The organism is Streptomyces corynorhini, from assembly GCF_003346515.1.
In the GTDB taxonomy this organism is placed as follows: Bacteria; Actinomycetota; Actinomycetes; order Streptomycetales; family Streptomycetaceae; genus Streptomyces; species Streptomyces corynorhini.
In genome coordinates this window covers 67,173-83,068 of the sequence record NZ_QQNA01000035.1, presented here as the reverse complement: position 1 = coordinate 83,068, position 15,896 = coordinate 67,173, and the positions used below count along the sequence as shown (strand labels likewise).

General features: G+C 72.0%; 15 protein-coding genes and 1 pseudogene. 14 read left to right on the top strand and 2 right to left on the bottom strand.

Going from position 1 to position 15,896, the window contains the following annotated elements; all coding sequences use genetic code 11:
- Positions 1-78 precede the first annotated feature (78 nt).
- From DVH02_RS06555 to DVH02_RS06495, 12 genes are all read left to right on the top strand, one after another.
- Positions 79-1,311 (top strand): cytochrome P450, encoded by a 1,233-nt coding sequence (locus DVH02_RS06555; RefSeq protein WP_114622731.1) that lies wholly within the window; start codon positions 79-81, stop codon positions 1,309-1,311.
- Between the two features lie 2 nt (positions 1,312-1,313).
- Positions 1,314-1,973, top strand: coding sequence for a TetR/AcrR family transcriptional regulator (locus DVH02_RS06550; protein WP_199566181.1), 660 nt, complete (start codon positions 1,314-1,316; stop codon positions 1,971-1,973).
- Positions 1,974-2,233: 260 nt separating this feature from the next.
- Positions 2,234-2,767: a MarR family winged helix-turn-helix transcriptional regulator gene (locus DVH02_RS06545; RefSeq protein ID WP_114622729.1), complete on the top strand. Its 534-nt coding sequence runs from the start codon at positions 2,234-2,236 to the stop codon at positions 2,765-2,767.
- A gap of 53 nt (positions 2,768-2,820) precedes the next feature.
- Positions 2,821-3,585: a response regulator transcription factor gene (locus tag DVH02_RS06540; protein WP_114622728.1), complete on the top strand. Its 765-nt coding sequence runs from the start codon at positions 2,821-2,823 to the stop codon at positions 3,583-3,585.
- 259 nt (positions 3,586-3,844) lie between these two features.
- Positions 3,845-4,042, top strand: a complete 198-nt coding sequence (locus DVH02_RS06535; RefSeq protein ID WP_114622742.1) for a ferredoxin — start codon at positions 3,845-3,847, stop codon at positions 4,040-4,042.
- A 200-nt stretch (positions 4,043-4,242) separates the two neighbouring features.
- Positions 4,243-5,406: a sensor histidine kinase gene (locus DVH02_RS06530; protein WP_114622741.1), complete on the top strand. Its 1,164-nt coding sequence runs from the start codon at positions 4,243-4,245 to the stop codon at positions 5,404-5,406.
- Positions 5,394-6,062, top strand: coding sequence for a response regulator (locus tag DVH02_RS06525; RefSeq protein WP_114622727.1), 669 nt, complete (start codon positions 5,394-5,396; stop codon positions 6,060-6,062). The genes DVH02_RS06530 and DVH02_RS06525 overlap by 13 nt, the downstream gene beginning before the upstream one ends.
- A 143-nt stretch (positions 6,063-6,205) precedes the next feature.
- On the top strand, positions 6,206-7,453 hold the full coding sequence (locus DVH02_RS06520; protein ID WP_233518068.1) for a glycosyltransferase family 39 protein: 1,248 nt from the start codon (positions 6,206-6,208) through the stop codon (positions 7,451-7,453).
- A gap of 194 nt (positions 7,454-7,647) precedes the next feature.
- Positions 7,648-8,202, top strand: coding sequence for a PT domain-containing protein (locus DVH02_RS06515; RefSeq protein ID WP_325051332.1), 555 nt, complete (start codon positions 7,648-7,650; stop codon positions 8,200-8,202).
- 138 nt (positions 8,203-8,340) lie between these two features.
- Positions 8,341-8,682 carry a PadR family transcriptional regulator gene (locus DVH02_RS06505; protein WP_114622725.1) on the top strand — a complete coding sequence of 114 codons (342 nt, stop codon included), beginning with the start codon at positions 8,341-8,343 and terminating at the stop codon, positions 8,680-8,682.
- On the top strand, positions 8,679-9,638 hold the full coding sequence (locus DVH02_RS06500) for a hypothetical protein (RefSeq protein WP_114622724.1): 960 nt from the start codon (positions 8,679-8,681) through the stop codon (positions 9,636-9,638). Before DVH02_RS06505 ends, DVH02_RS06500 begins: the two co-directional genes overlap by 4 nt.
- Before the next feature lie 396 nt (positions 9,639-10,034).
- The gene (locus DVH02_RS06495) at positions 10,035-10,682 is read left to right on the top strand and encodes a TetR/AcrR family transcriptional regulator (RefSeq protein WP_114622723.1); all 648 of its coding nucleotides are present in this window, start codon (positions 10,035-10,037) and stop codon (positions 10,680-10,682) included.
- Positions 10,683-10,843: 161 nt separating this feature from the next.
- Here the strand turns inward: DVH02_RS06495 and DVH02_RS06490 are convergent.
- Positions 10,844-11,446, bottom strand: a pseudogene (locus DVH02_RS06490) (rhomboid-like protein); the annotation flags it as partial.
- A 242-nt stretch (positions 11,447-11,688) separates the two neighbouring features.
- Here DVH02_RS06490 and DVH02_RS06485 point away from each other — a divergent pair.
- Positions 11,689-12,168 (top strand): GNAT family N-acetyltransferase, encoded by a 480-nt coding sequence (locus DVH02_RS06485; RefSeq protein WP_114622722.1) that lies wholly within the window; start codon positions 11,689-11,691, stop codon positions 12,166-12,168.
- Positions 12,169-12,230: 62 nt separating this feature from the next.
- Here DVH02_RS06485 and DVH02_RS06480 read toward each other — a convergent pair whose 3' ends face one another.
- Positions 12,231-13,916 (bottom strand): FAD-dependent oxidoreductase, encoded by a 1,686-nt coding sequence (locus tag DVH02_RS06480; RefSeq protein ID WP_233518067.1) that lies wholly within the window; start codon positions 13,914-13,916, stop codon positions 12,231-12,233.
- Positions 13,917-14,520: 604 nt separating this feature from the next.
- On the opposite strand from DVH02_RS06480, the gene ltrA reads away from it, so the two are divergent.
- Positions 14,521-15,888, top strand: a complete 1,368-nt coding sequence (gene ltrA, locus DVH02_RS06475; RefSeq protein ID WP_199566180.1) for a group II intron reverse transcriptase/maturase — start codon at positions 14,521-14,523, stop codon at positions 15,886-15,888.
- Positions 15,889-15,896 lie beyond the last annotated feature (8 nt).

Sequence of the window (15,896 nt, the reverse complement as noted above, 5' to 3'; positions counted from 1 at the left end):
ACGAAGGACATAGAGGCACCCCTCAACTCTCCCCCTCAACTCTCCCTCCCCCCAACGGACTCGACCCGAGGAGACACGATGAGCCAGGACCACGGCGAGCAGGTCCTCAGCTACCCGCTGTCCAGTGATTCCGCGCTGGAGCCCCCGGCGGACTGGGCGCGGCTGCGGCAGGGCTGCCCGGTGGCCCGGGTGAAGCTGCCCAGCGGGGACGAGGCGTCGCTGCTGACGCGGTACGAGGACGTCAAGCAGGTGCTGTCCGACCCGCGGTTCACCCGGCAGCTGGACGCCGACGACGCGGCCCGGCTCTCCGACACCGAGTCGGGCGGTGTGTTCAACAGCGAGATGGCGCGGACGATCCCGCAGGGCGGCGACGCGCACCAGCAGTGGCGGCGGATGATCAGCAAGTGGTTCACGGCCAAACGCATGGCCGCGCTGCGGCCGGGCATGGAGGCGATGGCCGACCAGCTGATCGACGCCATGATCGACGCCATGGTGGAGTCCGGCCGACCGGCGGATCTGAAGGCCGCGGTGGGCTTCCCGCTGCCGGTGTGGGTGATCTGCGATCTGCTCGGGGTGCCCGACTCCGACCGGGACAGGTTCGCCCGCTGGTCCGACGCCCTGCTCAATCTGACCCGCTACACCCAGGCGGAGGTCGACGCGGCGCAGGCCGACTTCGGCGCGTACATGAGTGCGCACATCGCCGCCAAGCGGGCCGAGCCGGGCGACGATCTGCTCTGCGAGCTGATGGCCGCCACCGGCGCCGACGGCCACCGCATGTCCGACAAGGAGCTGGTGGCCACCGGACTGGCGCTGCTGATCGCGGGCCACGAGACGACGGCCAACATGATCGGGAAGATGGCGGCCATGCTGCTGGCCGACCGGAGCCGCTGGGAACAGCTGCTCGCCGACCGGTCGCTGGTGCGCTCCGCGGTGGAGGAGGTGCTGCGGCTCGACGCCAACCCCGGCATCGGCATGCCGCGATACATTGGGGAGGACACCGAGGTGGCCGGGGTCGTGCTGCCGCGCGGCACCACCGTGATGTGCAGCATGGGTTCGGCCAACCGGGACGAGAAGGCTTTCGACGGTGCCGGGGAGATGTCGCTCGGCCGCACACCCAACGTCCATCTGGCGTTCGGCGCCGGGGCGCACTCCTGCATCGGTCAGGCGCTGGCCCGTACCGAGCTGCAGGCCGTGCTGGACGTGCTGCTGCGTCGGCTGCCCACGCTCGAACTCGCTGTCAGGGTGGAGGACCTGCGACCTCTTGAGGGACTGGTGGTCGGCGGGTTGCGTGAAGTCCCGGTGAGATGGTGAGCATGGCAGGCGGGACCGTACGGGCCGAACAGGTCAGCGCGACGCGGGAGCTGATCCTGACCGCGGCGGAGCGGCTGTTCGCGGAGCGCGGGGTGTACGCGGTGTCCAACCGCCAGGTCAGCGAGGCGGCCGGGCAGGGGAACAACGCGGCGGTCGGCTACCACTTCGGCACCAAGGCCGATCTGGTGCGGGCCATCGCCCGGAAGCACGCCGTACAGATCGAACGGGCGCGGGAACGGCGGCTGGCCGAGGCGGGCGACTCCACCGACGTCCGGGTCTGGGTGTCGTGTCTGGTGCACCCGATCACCGACCACCTGGAGGCGCTGGGCAGCCCCACCTGGTACGGCAGGTTCTGCGCGCAGGCGATGACGGACCCCGCGCTGCGCGACAGCATGATCGAGGAGTCGCTCACCTCGCCCGCTCTCCAGGGGATCGTGGACGGCTTCAACCGGGCCCTGCCACAGCTGCCGCCCGAGGCACAGGCCGAGCGCGGGATGATGTCGCGTCAGCTGATCCTGCACATGTGCGCCGAGCGGGAACGCGCGCTGGCCGACGGCACGGGTACGGTCCGCTCCTCCTGGCGCCAGGCGGCCGACGGTCTGGTCGACGCGCTGGTCGGGCTCTGGCTGGCGCCCCTCACCGACGGCGCGCGTTCCCGGTGATCGCTCCCGGGCCCGGCCCGCGGAACCCATGAGGCTCCGCGGGCCGGGCCCGGGGCCGCGCCGTACCTCCGTCCCCACGGGGACGGCGCCGCGGGACCGCCTCCGCTCGGGACGGTCCCGGTCTGTGGGCCGGGGGGCACCGGTTGGGATACCGGTCGGGTCGGAATACCGGTCCCGGTCGCCGGGTCGTACGCTTACTTGACTCAGGCAACCACAAGTGACTTACTTGAGTCAAGCAAGTAGATGGTAAAGTAGTGCGCATGTCCCCCTCGTCGCAGCCCACCGCCCCCGTCCCCGTACCGGTCGACATCATCACGATCGAGCAGTCCCTCACCCACATCGCCTACCTCACCAACCGGGTGCGGCAGCACGAGCGTCTGATGGCCCTGGCCGGTGTCCCGCTGGACCGCGCGGCCGTGGCGCTGCTGCGGGCGGTGGCCGACTCCGACGCGCTGCGCCCCAGCGAGCTGGCCGGACGGCTCGGCGTCGAGGCGTCCCACATCACCCGCCAGGTCCAGCAGCTCCAGAAGGCCGGATACGTCACCCGCGTCCCCGACCCCGACGACCGCCGCGCCCAGCACATCCGCCTCACCCCCACAGGACAGGACGCCGTCGACCGCGTCCGCCAGGCCAGCCGACGGGGCATGCAACTCGCCCTCGGCGACTGGACACCCGAAGAACTCCACCAGCTCGCCACCCTCTTCCGCCGCATGGTCGACGACTTCCTCAGCGGCGCGGGGGAAGACTTCCTCAACGGCACGGGCGGCCACGCCGGGGCGGCGGACCCCCGCTGAGCGCACGGGAGCCCCCGATGGCGGAGTGCCAGCCCTATACGAACGGTCCTTCCATGTACGGGAAAATCAGCGAGAAACCCAGGTACGCGAACGCCGACGGGGCGACTCCCGGGTACGGGGGAGCCTGGACGCCCGCGCCGCCCCGTGGCGAGGGGCGACGCGTCCTGATCGTCGGCGACGACCCTCCCACCGTCGAACTCCTCTCCACCACCATGGAACTGGCCGGTTACCGCATCGCCACCGCCGGATCCGGCCCCGAGGCGCTCACCCGCCTCGTCGAACACCCGGCCGATCTCGTCGTCCTCGACATGGGGCTGGAGGACCTCAAGCACTTCTCCGGCTACCCCCGGCTCCCCGTCGCCGACCGGCCGCCGCTGCTCTTCCTCACCGCCTGCGAGTCCCTCGACAGCCTGGCCCCCGGCCTCGGCCCCGGGGTCTCCGACTACGTCGTCAAACCCTTCCGCGTCGCCGAAGTCCTCGCCCGCGCCCAGACGTTGCTGCGCACCCGGCACCACGAGAGCCGGCACGGCGCGGCCCCGCATTTCGGCGATCTCACCCTGGACGACAACACGTGCCGCGCGCACCGGGGCAGGCGCACCCTCGACCTCACCCCCGCCGAGTACCGGCTCCTGCGCCATCTGCTGCTCCACGCGGAACAGGTCCTCTCCAAGGAGCAGATCTGCCGGCACGTCTGGGGCGAGGACCGCGCCGACAACGCCATCGAGAAACTCGTCTCCCGTCTCCGCCGCAAGGTCAACCAGGAGGACCCGCCCCTGATCCACACCCGTAAGGGCTTCGGCTACTGGCTCGGAATCTGACCGCCCGGCCCACCCACCCCCGATACGTGATCCCCGTCACGTCCGCTTGCGGTCAGGTAACCGGCCGGAAGGCGTCAGCCCGGTCCGGTTGCATGGGTCCCGGCCCCGTCCTGGTCCCGGCCCCGTCTTGGACCCGGCCCTGTCCTGGACCCGTCCCGGCCCTCTCCGGTGCCGGACGACGAGCGCCGGACGGCCCGCGTCACCCTCACGGCTCCCCTACGGGAGCACCCCCACCGAGGAGAAGATCATGAGTGTCGACATGCGAGTGGAACTCGACGAGCCGAAGTGCGTCGCGGCGGGGCAGTGCGTCATGGCCGCCCCCGACGTCTTCGACCAGCGCGACGAGGACGGGGTGGCCGTCGTGCTCAACGAGCACCCCGGCGCCGAGCTGCACGAAGAGGTGCGCGAGGCCGCCGCCATCTGCCCGGCGGCCGCGATCCGGCTGGTGGAGAAGTAGCACGGACCCGCGCCGGTCACCCGCGCCGGTCACCCGCGCGCCGGTCACCCCCGTACGCGCGCCCGCCCGGCCGCCCCGACGGGCGCACCGGCCGGGCGCACCGACCGGCCGCACCGGTCCCGGGCGCACCGACCGGCCGCACCGATGGGCGAGATCTGCCTCACCGCAGCGATGGGCGAGACGTACCTAAAATGACCGGCATGCGGAAGACGGTACGACAGGCGGCGCGCGCCACCGCCCAGCTCGCCGCCGTGGCGGCGCTGACCTTCGGCTCGTACCTCTTCATCACCGTGCTGCTGTTCACCGCCGTCGCCACCCTCGTTGTGGTCGGCGCCGGACTGCTGCCCGAGACGGTGCTGCTGGTACGGCGGATAGCCGGGGCCAAGCGGCGCCGGGTGGCCCAATGGACGGGCCGCGAGATCCCGGAGGCGTACCTGCCGGTCACGGGCCCGCTCCGGGCCCGGCTGCGCACGGTCACCCACGACCCCGGCAGCTACGCCGACCTGCGCTGGATGGCCGCCCACTACGCCTACGGCATCCTCCTCTTCCTGCCGCTGTTGGCACTGTGGCCGCTGGGGCTGGTGCTCGACGGCCTCTGGTGCGGGCTGCTGCGCCGCCGGGCCCTCGTGCTCCCGCTGATCGGCCGGCTCGCCGACCTCGACGCCGCCTGGTCGACCGCCCTGCTCAAGCCCTCGCCCAAGGCCCTGCTCGTCGAGCGCGTCGAGGAGCTGACCGAGACCCGGGCCGGGGCGATCGCCGCCCACGGCGCCGAACTGCGCCGGATCGAACGCGATCTGCACGACGGTACGCAGGCCAGACTGGTGTCGCTCTCCATGCGCATCGGGCTGGCGAAACGCGCCTACGACCGCGACCCGGCCGCCGCGCGCAGGCTGCTCGACGACGCGCAGGACCAGGCCGAGGAGGCGCTGACCGAGCTGCGCCACGTCGTGCGCGGCATCCACCCGCCGATCCTCACCGACCGGGGCCTCGCCGGAGCCGTCCGGGCGCTCGCCGCCAGCAGCGGCCTCCACGTCACCGTGAGCGCCGAAGGGCTCAGCGACTCGGGGAACGGCCCGCGCGCCCCGGCGGCCGTCGAGGCCGCCGCGTACTTCGTCGTCGCCGAGACCCTCACCAACGCCGCGAAACACAGCGGCTCCGACCGCGCCGAGGTCCGGCTCGCCCGCACCGCCACGGCGCTGCGGGTACGGGTGCGCGACGAAGGCAGGGGCGGGGCCGACGCGGCGGGCGGCACCGGCCTGGTCGGCCTGCGCCGCCGCGTCGCCGCGCTCGACGGCACCGTCGCCGTCACCAGCCCCGCCGGGGGACCTACCGTCATCGAAGCGGAGCTGCCGTGCGTGTGGTGATCGCCGAGGACCATGCCCTGCTGCGGGAAGGGCTCGTCCTGCTGCTCTCCTCCGCCGGGCACGAGGTGGTGGCCGTCGTGAGCACCGGGCCCGAGGTGCTGCCCGCGCTGCTCACCCACCGCCCCGACGTCGCCGTGCTCGACGTCCGGATGCCGCCCGGCTTCCGCGACGAGGGGCTGCGCGCCGCGCTCGCCGCGCGCGCCGAGATTCCCGGGCTGCCGGTGCTCGTCCTCTCGCAGTACGTCGAGGAGTCGTACGCCGCCGAACTGCTGGGCGGCGGCGCGCGGGGCGTCGGCTATCTGCTCAAGGACCGGGTGGGCCGCGTCGACGAGTTCCTCGACGCGCTGGACCGGGTCACGGCGGGCGGCACGGCGCTCGACCCCGAGGTGGTGACCGAACTCCTCACCCGGCGCGGTGACTCGCCCCTGGACTCGCTGACCCCGCGCGAGGGCGAGGTCCTCAAACTGATGGCCGAGGGCCACGACAACACCACGATCGGCAGGACCCTGGTCATCACGGAACGGGCCGTCAGCAAGCACATCGGCAACGTCTTCCTGAAGCTGGACCTCCCCCCGAGCGACAGCGGCCACCGGCGGGTCCAGGCGGTGCTGACCTATCTGAACAAGGTCTGGGGCCCGTCCGGGCCGCCGAGGTAGTGTGTTCCGGTCGGGGCCCCAAATCGGTACGCACAGCCGGAGCTTGGGGCCCCGTCGCGCTGCCGCACCACGGACGCGGCGCAGGGGCGCGGGGGTGACAGCACAGCCGGCCTTGGGGAAACGAGGCTGGATCGGGTGCGCAGGTGAACAGCGACGGACAGATCCGCCGCCCGCGCGCGCGTAAGAGCGCGGGCGCGCACGAGCCCGCGCCCGCCCACGAGCCCGCGCACGCGCACGAGCCCGCGCACGCGAGCCGCTTCCCCTTCCTCGCCGACGCGCTGCGCCGCGCCGCGCCCGCCCTCGCGTGCTTCGTCGCCATCCGCCTGCTCGGCCTCGCGGTGCTGGCCGTGTGGTCGAACGCCCGTGGCAAGGACGCGTACACGCTGCTCTCCGCCCGCTGGGATTCGCTCTGGTACGTACAGATCGTCGAACACGGCTACGGCTTCGAAGTCGCCGCGCCCGACGGCCGCACGCTCTCCAGCAAGGCGTTCTTCCCGCTGCTGCCCTGGCTGGAGGGCGGCGTGGCGGCCGTCCTCCCGGTGGACCACGCGGACGCCGGGCTGCTGATCAGCGCGGTCTGCTCGGTGCTGGCCGCCGCCGGGATCTTCTTCCTGGCGGAGGACGTGTACGGGCCGCGCGCCGCCCTGCTCACGGTGGCCCTCTGGGCGTCCGTGCCCGTCGCCGTCGTCCAGTCCATGGCGTACAGCGAATCCCTCTTCACGGCGCTGGCCGTATGGTCGCTCCTCCTCACGCGTGCGCGGCACCGGCCTGCCGCCGGGGTGCTGGCGCTGCTCGCCGGGCTCGCCCGGCCCGTCGGACTGGCGGTCGCGGTCGCGCTGTGGGCGGCGGTGGCGTACGAGTGCCGTACGGAACGCGGGCGCCCGCGCGCAGGCGACGTGGTGGGCGCGCTGCTGGCCCCGCTCGGCTTCCTCGCCTTCTTCCTCTGGGTGGGCCTCACCACCGGAAGCCCGTGGGGCTATCTCCGGGTCCAGGGCGGCTGGGGGAACGGCTTCGACGGCGGTGTCGCCTTCGCGCGGTTCACCGTGGATCTGCTGACGGGGCCCGCCTTCGTGGCGGGGGTGCTGCTGCTGGCCGGAGTCGGGCTGCTGTGCTGGGTCTACGCGCGGGGGTTCAAGGACGTCGAAGGACGGCCCGCCGTCCCGCTGGCGCTGCGGGTCTACACCGGCTCGATCGTGCTGCTCGCGCTCTGCTCCTCCGGCTACTTCGGCTCGAAGCCCCGGCTGCTGCTGCCGGCCTTCGCGCTGCTCATCCCGGGTGCGGCGTGGCTCGCGAAGCGCCCGGCCGCGCTGTCGGCGGCGCTCGTCACGCTCCTCGCGCTCTCCTCCGCGCTGTACGGGGCCTTCTGGCTCAACGGTTCCGGCCCGCCGTAGAGATGGCGACAAGAGGGAAGGGGCGGCGACAAGGGGGAAGCGGCGGCCTGGCGGTGGGGGAGCGGGCCCGCTACCCAAAGCTCCGAAGCGTGTCTACGGTGGAACGCACGGTGAACGTCGCGAGGGGCGTCGCGCGGACTCGGCAGGGGCGTCGCGCGGACTTCGCGGCGGATTCCGCAGGACAAGGGGGAGCGATGGAAGCCGAGTTGGCGGCACTGGCGGCGTCGGGGGCCACGACGCTCGTCGGCCTCATGGTCTCGGACGCCTGGACGCAGGGGCGGCAGCGGCTGGCGCGCTTCCTCGCCAGGGGCGGCGACGAGAGCGCGGAGAGCGCCGCCGAGGAGGAACTGCGGCTCTCCCGGCGGGAGCTGACCACCGCCCGCGCCGAGGCCGACGAGGAGGCCGCCGCCGATGTGGAGGCCCTCTGGCGCGCGAGGCTGCGCGGCGTGCTGCGCGCCGACCCCGCCGCTGCGGCGGAACTGCGCGTGCTGCTGGACGAGTTGGCCCCGCTGCCGGACGACCGGCCGGTATCCGCCGTGTACAACACGGTCAGCGGCGGGGTGCACCACGGGCACATCGTCATGGGACGGGACTTCACCGGAGTGAGGTTCGGCGGTCCGGCCACCGATCCGGCCACCGATCCGACTGCCGGTCCGACCACCGATCCGACTGCCGGTCCGACCACCGGCCCGAATGCCGGTCCGACTGCCGGGCCTGCCGACGGCCGCTCGGGTCAGGCCCCGGACTGAGCTGGCCCCGGCCCCGGAGAGTTCCTCTCTCCCCGTAGACCCGTCCAGGGCCGGTCCAGGGCCGGTCCGAGGCCGGTCCGAGGCCGGTCCAGGGGAGCGTCGCCGAGCATATTTCGCAGCTCGATATATGCTCGGCGTATGACACGCCAGAGTCCGTCCCTGACGGAATCGCAGTACTTCATCCTCGCCGCGCTCATGGACGGCCCGCTGCACGGCTACGGCATCATCAAGGCCGCCGAGCGGGCCACCGACGGGCGGCTGCGGATCGCCGTCGGCACGCTCTACGGCGCGCTGGAACGGATGGAGCGGGCCGGACTGGTGGCAGCCGACCACGAGGAGATCGTGGACGGGCGGGCGCGGCGCTACTACCGGCTCACCCAGGACGGCACCGAGGCCCTCGGCCGCGAGGCACTGCGGATGCGGCAGGCGGCGGCCTTCGTCATCGGCCGCTCGCGGGATGCCGGGGCGGCCCCGGCATGAACCGTCTGCTGCTCGCCGCGTACCCCAGGTCCTCCCGTTCCCGGCAGGGGGAGGAGCTGCTGACCTGCCTGGCCGAGGCGTATCCCGGCCGCTCCTGGCCCCCGCCGCGCGAGGTCGTCGCCCTGGCGCGCGCCGGGGTGGAGGCCCGCGCCCGCGCCGTCGTCGACGACACGGGCGGGCCGTGGTGGCGGGACGGTGTCCAACTGGCCGCTCTCGTCCTCGCCGCGCTGGCGCTGGTGCCGTATCTGCAGGATGTCTGGCACTGGGCGCTGCACATCGACCCCGGCCGACACGCCATCGCCTTCCGTTTCTCCGGCTGGTACCCGTGGGCGCGGGGCCCCGGCGGGACCCGGCTCCTGCCGTACGGGCTGCTGCCGCTGGTCTGCCTGATCGCCCTGCTGCGCGGCAAGGCGTGGCTCGCGCTGCCGGTCGCGGTGACGATGGTCTGGGCGGGCGCCACGTTCAACGACAACACGGTCTTCGGCGACGAGGGCAAGGCGGGCCTGGGCTACTACGGGCTCGGCGCCCCGATGACAGCCCGTGACCTGGTGCTGTCCGGCATGCTGTGCGCCGCGTGCGCCGTGCTGGCGGCGGCCCGCCGTCCCGGTCGGTTGCGGCGCCACTCGTACCGCTGGCTGGTCCCCGTCGCGCTCGCCATGTCCGTGGCCGGGAGCCTGCACATCACCGCCGTCAGTCCGGCCTTCCAGCGGGGCCTGTTCGTCCTCGAAGTCGGCGCGCTGCTCGCCGCGTGGGTGGCGACGGCCGCGACCGGCGACTACCGGTGGCTGATCCCCGTCGCGGCGTTCGCGTTCGTCCGTGTCCAGGCGATCGTCGTCCGGCCGAGCGGGCTCATGGAGTCCCTGCCCGATCTGGTCGTCCTGCTCCTCCTGATCGCCCCCCTCCCGGCCCTGGCGATCGCCGCCCAGCGTCGGCAGGGCCGGGCGCTCCTGGGATAGGGCCGGGCGCTCCTCGGACAGGGACATCGCGGACCCGCGCCGTTCCCGGGCGCGGCCGAACTCGCCGGTCCGGCCGCCGGTGACCTGATCGCCCGTCATGAGTGCAGCGCTTCCGGACCACGACCCTCGCGCTGCTGCCAGGCGTCCTCGTCGCCGCGTACGTTTCGCGCGGTGCGCGGTGCGCGGTGCGCGGCGCTCGGCGCTCGGCGCTCGGCGTTCTCGGCGTTCTCGGCGTGGTGGCCGCTCGGCCGCGCACGCGACTCCGACGGCGGGCCGTAAGCCCGTAAGCCCGTATGCCTGCACGCGCGTAAGCCCGCTGGTCGTGCACCGCGCCGTGCACCGCGCCGTGCAGTGTGACGGGGAAACCCGCTGGTGTAGCCTGCGCACGGAGGCGTGATGAGCACTGCGGGTACGGAGAAGGCGGTACGCGAGGGGTCCCCGGCGAAGCGGACGGCCATCCTCGACGCCGCGCGTGACCTCTTCCTGCGCCAGGGAGTCGACCGCGTCAGCATGGACGCCGTAGCGGCCCGCGCCGAGGTGTCGAAGCGCACGGTGTACGACTACTTCGGCGACAAGCGGCGTCTCTTCCTGGCCATCCTCGCGGACGCGTCCGACTCGGTGACCATCGCGGTGCGCCGCGCGATCGACGAACACCTCGCGGACGACGCGGGGATCACCACGGTGCCGCAGCTGGAGAAGGCGCTCGCCGCGTTCGCGATAGACGTCGGCTCGACGATGCACTCCGCGCACTACGCCGCCGTGTTCGGCCTCGTCGCCCAGGAGCGCCTGCGGACGCCGACGACCGAGGACGATCTCGTGACGGCGCCGACGGAGGAGATGACAGCCGAACGCATCGGCCACTTCGCCGACTCGGGGCTCCTGGACACCGACGACCCGTCCCTGGCCGCCGGTCACTTCTTCGCGCTGACCGTCCTGTTGGCCTACGAGCGCCAACCGGTCCCCGATCACGCCGACCCGGAGACGTTCCGCCGGGCCATGGTCGACGGGGTCCACGCGTTCATCCGCGCGTACGCCACGCGTTAGGCGCCGCGCGCCGCGATCCGCGTCCGCGCCGTCCTGCCCGGCCACGCCGCCCCTGCCGTGCCGCGGCGGCGGTCGCGCTCCGTCCTCCGGTCCGTCCCCCGCCCCGCGCCGCGCACCGGCCGGAGCCCGAGCCCCGGCCCCTGTCCCCTTCCGCGGCCCCGTCCCCTTCCGCGCGCGATCGGGTAGCAGGCGAGCCCGATCAGGACCGCGCTGAAGTGGCCGAGGTCGGTGAAGGTAGGGCCGGTGATCAGCGGGATGCCGAAGAAGATCAGGACGGCGCCGAGATACGGCAGGTGCCAGGGCCTGGGCACCCGGTACGTCAGCACGCCGATCACCCCCGCGAGCGCGTAACTGACCCCGATGTCCAGCGTGTTGACCGCCGACTGCGGTGCGTGGTCGTGGTGCACGGCCCAGCTCAGCACACCCTCGCTGATCAGCGTCGCGCCGACGTGCGCCAGCGCGACGACCGCGAGCCAGCGCGGCGTACCGAGCCAGTGCTCGGCCGGGGCGTGGAAGACCGTGTAGAGCACGGCGTACGGGAGCCAGCTGCCGCCGTCGATCCAGAAGGCGCTGGAGATCAGCACCCGCAGGGGACTGGTCGACAGCTCGTGGATGTTGGTCGAGCGCTGGCGCAGGAAGTCCTCCTCGAAATCCGGTGACATCCGGTGCAGGGCGACGGTCGTGACGAAGAGGGCCGCCAGCCAGAGATAGGTGCCGGGGGCGCTCGTGATCCAGACGCGGACCGTGTGGAGGAAGCGGCGCATGGGGTGATTCACCCACGGCTCCAGGACCGAATCCGTGATTGACATTCCGGTGGCGCTCGCGGAAACACGGTCGACGTACGACGGAGCGCCGGGCCGCGCCCCGCCGGGAGCCGCGGCTCCCGGCTTTTCGATGTACGGCGTACGCGCGCGGCTGCTTCCCGTACGGCGGCCGTGTTCCCCGTACGGCGCCGATGCCGGACGGCCGCTGGCGCGACAGCCGGGGAAACGGGCAGGCTGGGGCCATGATTCGTACCGCGACCGCCGCCGATGTCCCCGTGATCCACACGATGATCCAGGAGCTGGCGGAGTATGAGAAGGCGTCCGAAGAGGCGCGCGCGACCGAGGCCCAGCTCCACGAGGCACTCTTCGGCCCGCACCCGGCCGCGTACGCGCACCTCGCCGAGACGGACGAAGGCGAGCCGGTCGGCTTCGCGCTCTGGTTCCTCAACTTCTCGACCTGGCGCGGGGTCCACGGCATCTACCTGGAGGACCTGTACGTACGCCCCGACCGCCGGGGCGGCGGCCACGGAAAGGCGCTGCTCGCCGAGTTGGCGCGGATCTGCGGGGAGCGCGGCTACGGGCGCCTGGAGTGGTCCGTACTGAACTGGAACGAGCCGTCGATCGCGTTCTACCGCGCCCTGGGCGCGCTGCCGCAGGACGAGTGGACGGTCTTCCGGCTGACGGACGAGGCGCTGGCGGCGCTGGGCGGGGGCGGACGGTAGGAGGCGAGCCGTGCCCGCGCCCGGCCGGGATCTCGGCCCACCGGCCGGTGCTCAGGTCAGGATTACGGCATGCCTGCCCACCGGAGCAGCGCGGCTTCGAGGCCGGTGATGCCGCTGCTGGCGCGGGCGCTGCTGCTGCTGCTGTCGGCGGCGCCGTCGTCGTCGGAGAAGGCCCAGGCCACCACCCCGTCCGGCCGTACCAGCACCCCGGTCGGAACCCCGACCGGACCCCCGGTCGGTGTCGCGTGGTCGTCGTCGGTCACGCTGCGCACCCGATCCGCCCAGGCCGAGGCGGTACGGGCGAACGCGCCGTCCCGAGTGCGGTCGAGCAGCAGGAATCCGCCGCCGTGCCCGTGGTCGGCCAGCCGCGACGCGTCCGCCAGCCACAGGTCGGGGACGAGCCTGCCGACCAGCGGATGGTCGCCCGAAGGGGCGCAGGGCGGGCCGCCGGGCAGCCCGCCCGACAGGTCGACGCGCTGGTCGACTCCGGAGATCTTCTTGACCGCGTACGTCGTGCCGTCCCGCGTGCTCAGCAGATCGGCCACGATCCCTCGCAGCGCCGCCGACTTGGCGTCCCCGCGCAACACCCCGATCTGGGCCCGCGTCCAGTCCAGCACCCAGGCGCCGAGGGGACGGCGCTCGGTGTCGTAGGTGTCCAGCAGCCCTTCGGGCGCCCACCCGGCGAGCACGGCGCCGAGCTTCCACCCGAGGTTCATCGCGTCACCGGCGCCGAGGTTGAGCCCCTGGCCGCCGAACGGCGGGTGTACGTGCGCGGCGTCACCGGCCAGCAGCACCCGCCCCGACCGGTAGGCCGCGGCCTGGCGGGTGTGGTCGCTCCAGCGGGTCGGGACGGCGCGCAGCGCGGTCAGTGTGACGTCGGTGCCCGAGACGCGGCGCAGACTGCCCTGCACCTCATCGAGGCTGACCGGTGCCGACCGGTCGGCGGGCGTGACACCGAACTCGACGGTGGCCACCCGGCCGGGCTGGGGCCCGTAGCGGTACACGCCCTCGGGCGACCACGTCCAGCCGTCCGTGAGCGTCTCCGGGTCGGCGATGTCGGCGACCGCCTGGTACCCGACGATCTCGGGGTCGGTGCCGGGGAAGCCGATGCCCGCGAGGCGGCGTACGGCGCTGTGCCCGCCGTCGCACCCGACCAGCCACCCGGTGCGCACCGTACCGGCGGAAGTGCCGACGACCACGCCGTCGCCGGTGTCCTCCAGCGCGGTGACCTCCACACCGCGGCGCACCGTCACGCCGAGCCGCGCGGCGTGCTCGGCGAGCAGCGCCTCCAGCTCACGCTGCGGCACCATCCGCGCGCCTCCGGCCGCGGTGTGCGCGGCGAGGTCCGGATCGGACCAGTCCACGAGGTCGGGGTCGAGGACCATGCCCGCGAAGTGCCCGGTGAACCGGGACCAGGGCGCCCGTTGGCCCGCGCCGGGCGCCCCGCGGCCGTCGGCCGCGGGGCCGAACGGTCCGACACGCTTGAGCGTCTCCCGCTGTACGGCCTCGGCGGCGGGCAGCAGGCCGCGGCGGTCGAGCGCCTCGGCCGTCGGCATGTTGATGCCCTGCGCCTTCAGTGCCGTGTCCGGTTCGGTCCGTCGCTCAAGGACGTGCACCGTCGCCCCGGCGAGCGCCAGCTCGGCGGCGAGCAGGAGACCCACCGGCCCCGCTCCGACCACGGTCACGTCGACGGTCCGCGCCTCCTTCCGCGCCTCCCTCCGCACCTCCTCCCGCGTCGCTTTCCCCACTTCTTGATCTTCCTGATGCGCGTCGTTGTTCATGAACACCGTTCTACGTAAGAACATTGTTCGTGTCAACACGAACGTTGTTCGGTTAGGGTGGTGCCGTGTTGCGTCCTGAAAGCTGGTCCAGGCTTGCGGGTGGAAGTCCCGTCCGGGTAGACACCGGAGTGCCCGGTAGCAGGTCCCGGTTCGTCGTGGAGACGCGGCGGGCTGAGCGGGATGTCAAGAGCCTCTTTGGAGGGAGCAAGCACGCGGGCCGTAGCGTGAAGCGAACCTTGCAGCCTCGTCACACCAACAACGGAGAAGCCGAGCCCGTCATGGCAGGGCGAAGGTCATGTCCTGGAGGCCCTGTTCCGGGGTCAGCCTCCGGGGTTCTCCCGGGGTATGGAGGGCGGCACGTGTGCACAGTCTGGGCCGGAACAGGAGAGACCCGTCTGACCACGCCTGACATCGGGCAAGAGACCGGACGTATAAGCCGATGGTGAAATCGTCCGGAGGGCAGCGGGAGTCCGAGGGGGCCGTAGTACCGCTGATCGGCGTGCAACATAACGCGCCGGGAGGAAAGGGCCCTCACTTTGATCACGTCTGTAGCGAGGGTAAGCGCGAGGGCATGGCCGGGACCACCCGGCACAACAACCTCGACGGGACAAATCCCGTTGTAGTGGACGGACGTGTGTCCGTCTCGAAAGTGCGAAAACTTCAACGCGGGCTATGGGCTGCGGCCAAGCAGTCGCCGGAGCGGCGTTTCCACGCCCTGTACGACCGTATCCACAGAGGTGATGTGCTGTGGGAGGCGTGGGAGCGGGTCCGGGCCAACAGAGGAAGTGCCGGGGTGGATCGGGTCACCCTGTCATTCGTGGAGAAAGAATACGGAGTTGGGCGGATGCTCGGTGAACTCCAGGTTTCTCTGCGTGCGGGCACGTATCGTCCCGCGCCCGCCAGGCGTGTGGATATCCCGAAACCGCGAGGCGGTGTGAGGCCGCTGGGAATTCCTGCGGTTCGTGACAGGGTGGCGCAGCAGGCGGCGAAGATTGTTTTGGAGCCGGTGTTCGAGGCGGGATTCTCCCCGTGCTCGTATGGATTCCGTCCGAAACGGTCGGCGACGCAGGCGATGGAGCGGCTCAGAGTCGGCTTCGCCAAGGGATGCCGCTTTGTTGTGGAATTCGACATCCGAAGCTTCTTCGACGAGATCAGCCATGACCGGCTCCTTGTCGAAGTGGGGCGCCGGGTGTCGGATCGCAGGGTTCTCAAGCTGGTCCGTCTGTGGTTGCAGGCGGGTGTGATGGTGGACGGCGAGGTTCGGCGGACGGTCGCCGGGACACCTCAGGGCGGGGTGATCTCGCCCTTGCTGGCCAATATCTACCTGCATGTTCTGGATTCCGAGCTGATGAGGCGAGGAGTGGGTGAGCTGGTTCGGTACGCGGACGACGGAGTCGTCCTGTGCCGGTCGGATCGCCAGGCCAGGGCTGCTCTGGAAGCGGTCGGGGAAATCCTTGGATCGCTGGGGCTGCAACTGCACCCGGACAAGACGAAGGTAGTTGACCTCAGAGAGGGCCGGGAAGGACTCGACTTCCTCGGCTGCCACTTCAGGGCTCGCTTTTCGGGCCGGTCGTGGGAGAAGTACGGCACGGTCCGCTTCTACCTGCACCGCTGGCCGTCGAAAGCGGCGATGAAGAGACTCCGGGACAAGGTCCGGGAACGGACTGACCGCCGTCGGTCGGGATGGGATATCCGTGATGTTATCGCGGATCTGAATCCAGTCCTGCGCGGCTGGGGAAACTACTTCCGAACCGGGAATGCCGCCGGGAAGTTCCGAACTGTTGACGATTACGTGGTGTGGCGGCTCCGCAGGCTTATGGTTAAGAAACGCGGACGCAACCTGCGAGCCGGACAGCGCAAGGAATGGACCGACGAGTGGTTCAACGGGCACGGCCTGTACCAACTGCGTGGCTCTGTTCGATATCCGAAGGCTGCGTAACCCTGTCA

Excerpts from the sequence above, each read along its gene's own strand:
- DVH02_RS06555 (WP_114622731.1), top strand. The coding sequence starts at position 79 with ATGAGCCAGGACCACGGCGAGCAGGTCCTCAGCTACCCGCTGTCCAGT.
- DVH02_RS06550 (WP_199566181.1), top strand. The coding sequence starts at position 1,314 with ATGGCAGGCGGGACCGTACGGGCCGAACAGGTCAGCGCGACGCGGGAG.
- DVH02_RS06545 (WP_114622729.1), top strand. The coding sequence starts at position 2,234 with ATGTCCCCCTCGTCGCAGCCCACCGCCCCCGTCCCCGTACCGGTCGAC.
- DVH02_RS06540 (WP_114622728.1), top strand. The coding sequence starts at position 2,821 with ATGTACGGGAAAATCAGCGAGAAACCCAGGTACGCGAACGCCGACGGG.
- DVH02_RS06535 (WP_114622742.1), top strand. The coding sequence starts at position 3,845 with ATGCGAGTGGAACTCGACGAGCCGAAGTGCGTCGCGGCGGGGCAGTGC.
- DVH02_RS06530 (WP_114622741.1), top strand. The coding sequence starts at position 4,243 with ATGCGGAAGACGGTACGACAGGCGGCGCGCGCCACCGCCCAGCTCGCC.
- DVH02_RS06515 (WP_325051332.1), top strand. The coding sequence starts at position 7,648 with ATGGAAGCCGAGTTGGCGGCACTGGCGGCGTCGGGGGCCACGACGCTC.
- DVH02_RS06505 (WP_114622725.1), top strand. The coding sequence starts at position 8,341 with ATGACACGCCAGAGTCCGTCCCTGACGGAATCGCAGTACTTCATCCTC.
- DVH02_RS06500 (WP_114622724.1), top strand. The coding sequence starts at position 8,679 with ATGAACCGTCTGCTGCTCGCCGCGTACCCCAGGTCCTCCCGTTCCCGG.
- DVH02_RS06495 (WP_114622723.1), top strand. The coding sequence starts at position 10,035 with ATGAGCACTGCGGGTACGGAGAAGGCGGTACGCGAGGGGTCCCCGGCG.
- DVH02_RS06485 (WP_114622722.1), top strand. The coding sequence starts at position 11,689 with ATGATTCGTACCGCGACCGCCGCCGATGTCCCCGTGATCCACACGATG.
- ltrA (WP_199566180.1), top strand. The coding sequence starts at position 14,521 with ATGGCCGGGACCACCCGGCACAACAACCTCGACGGGACAAATCCCGTT.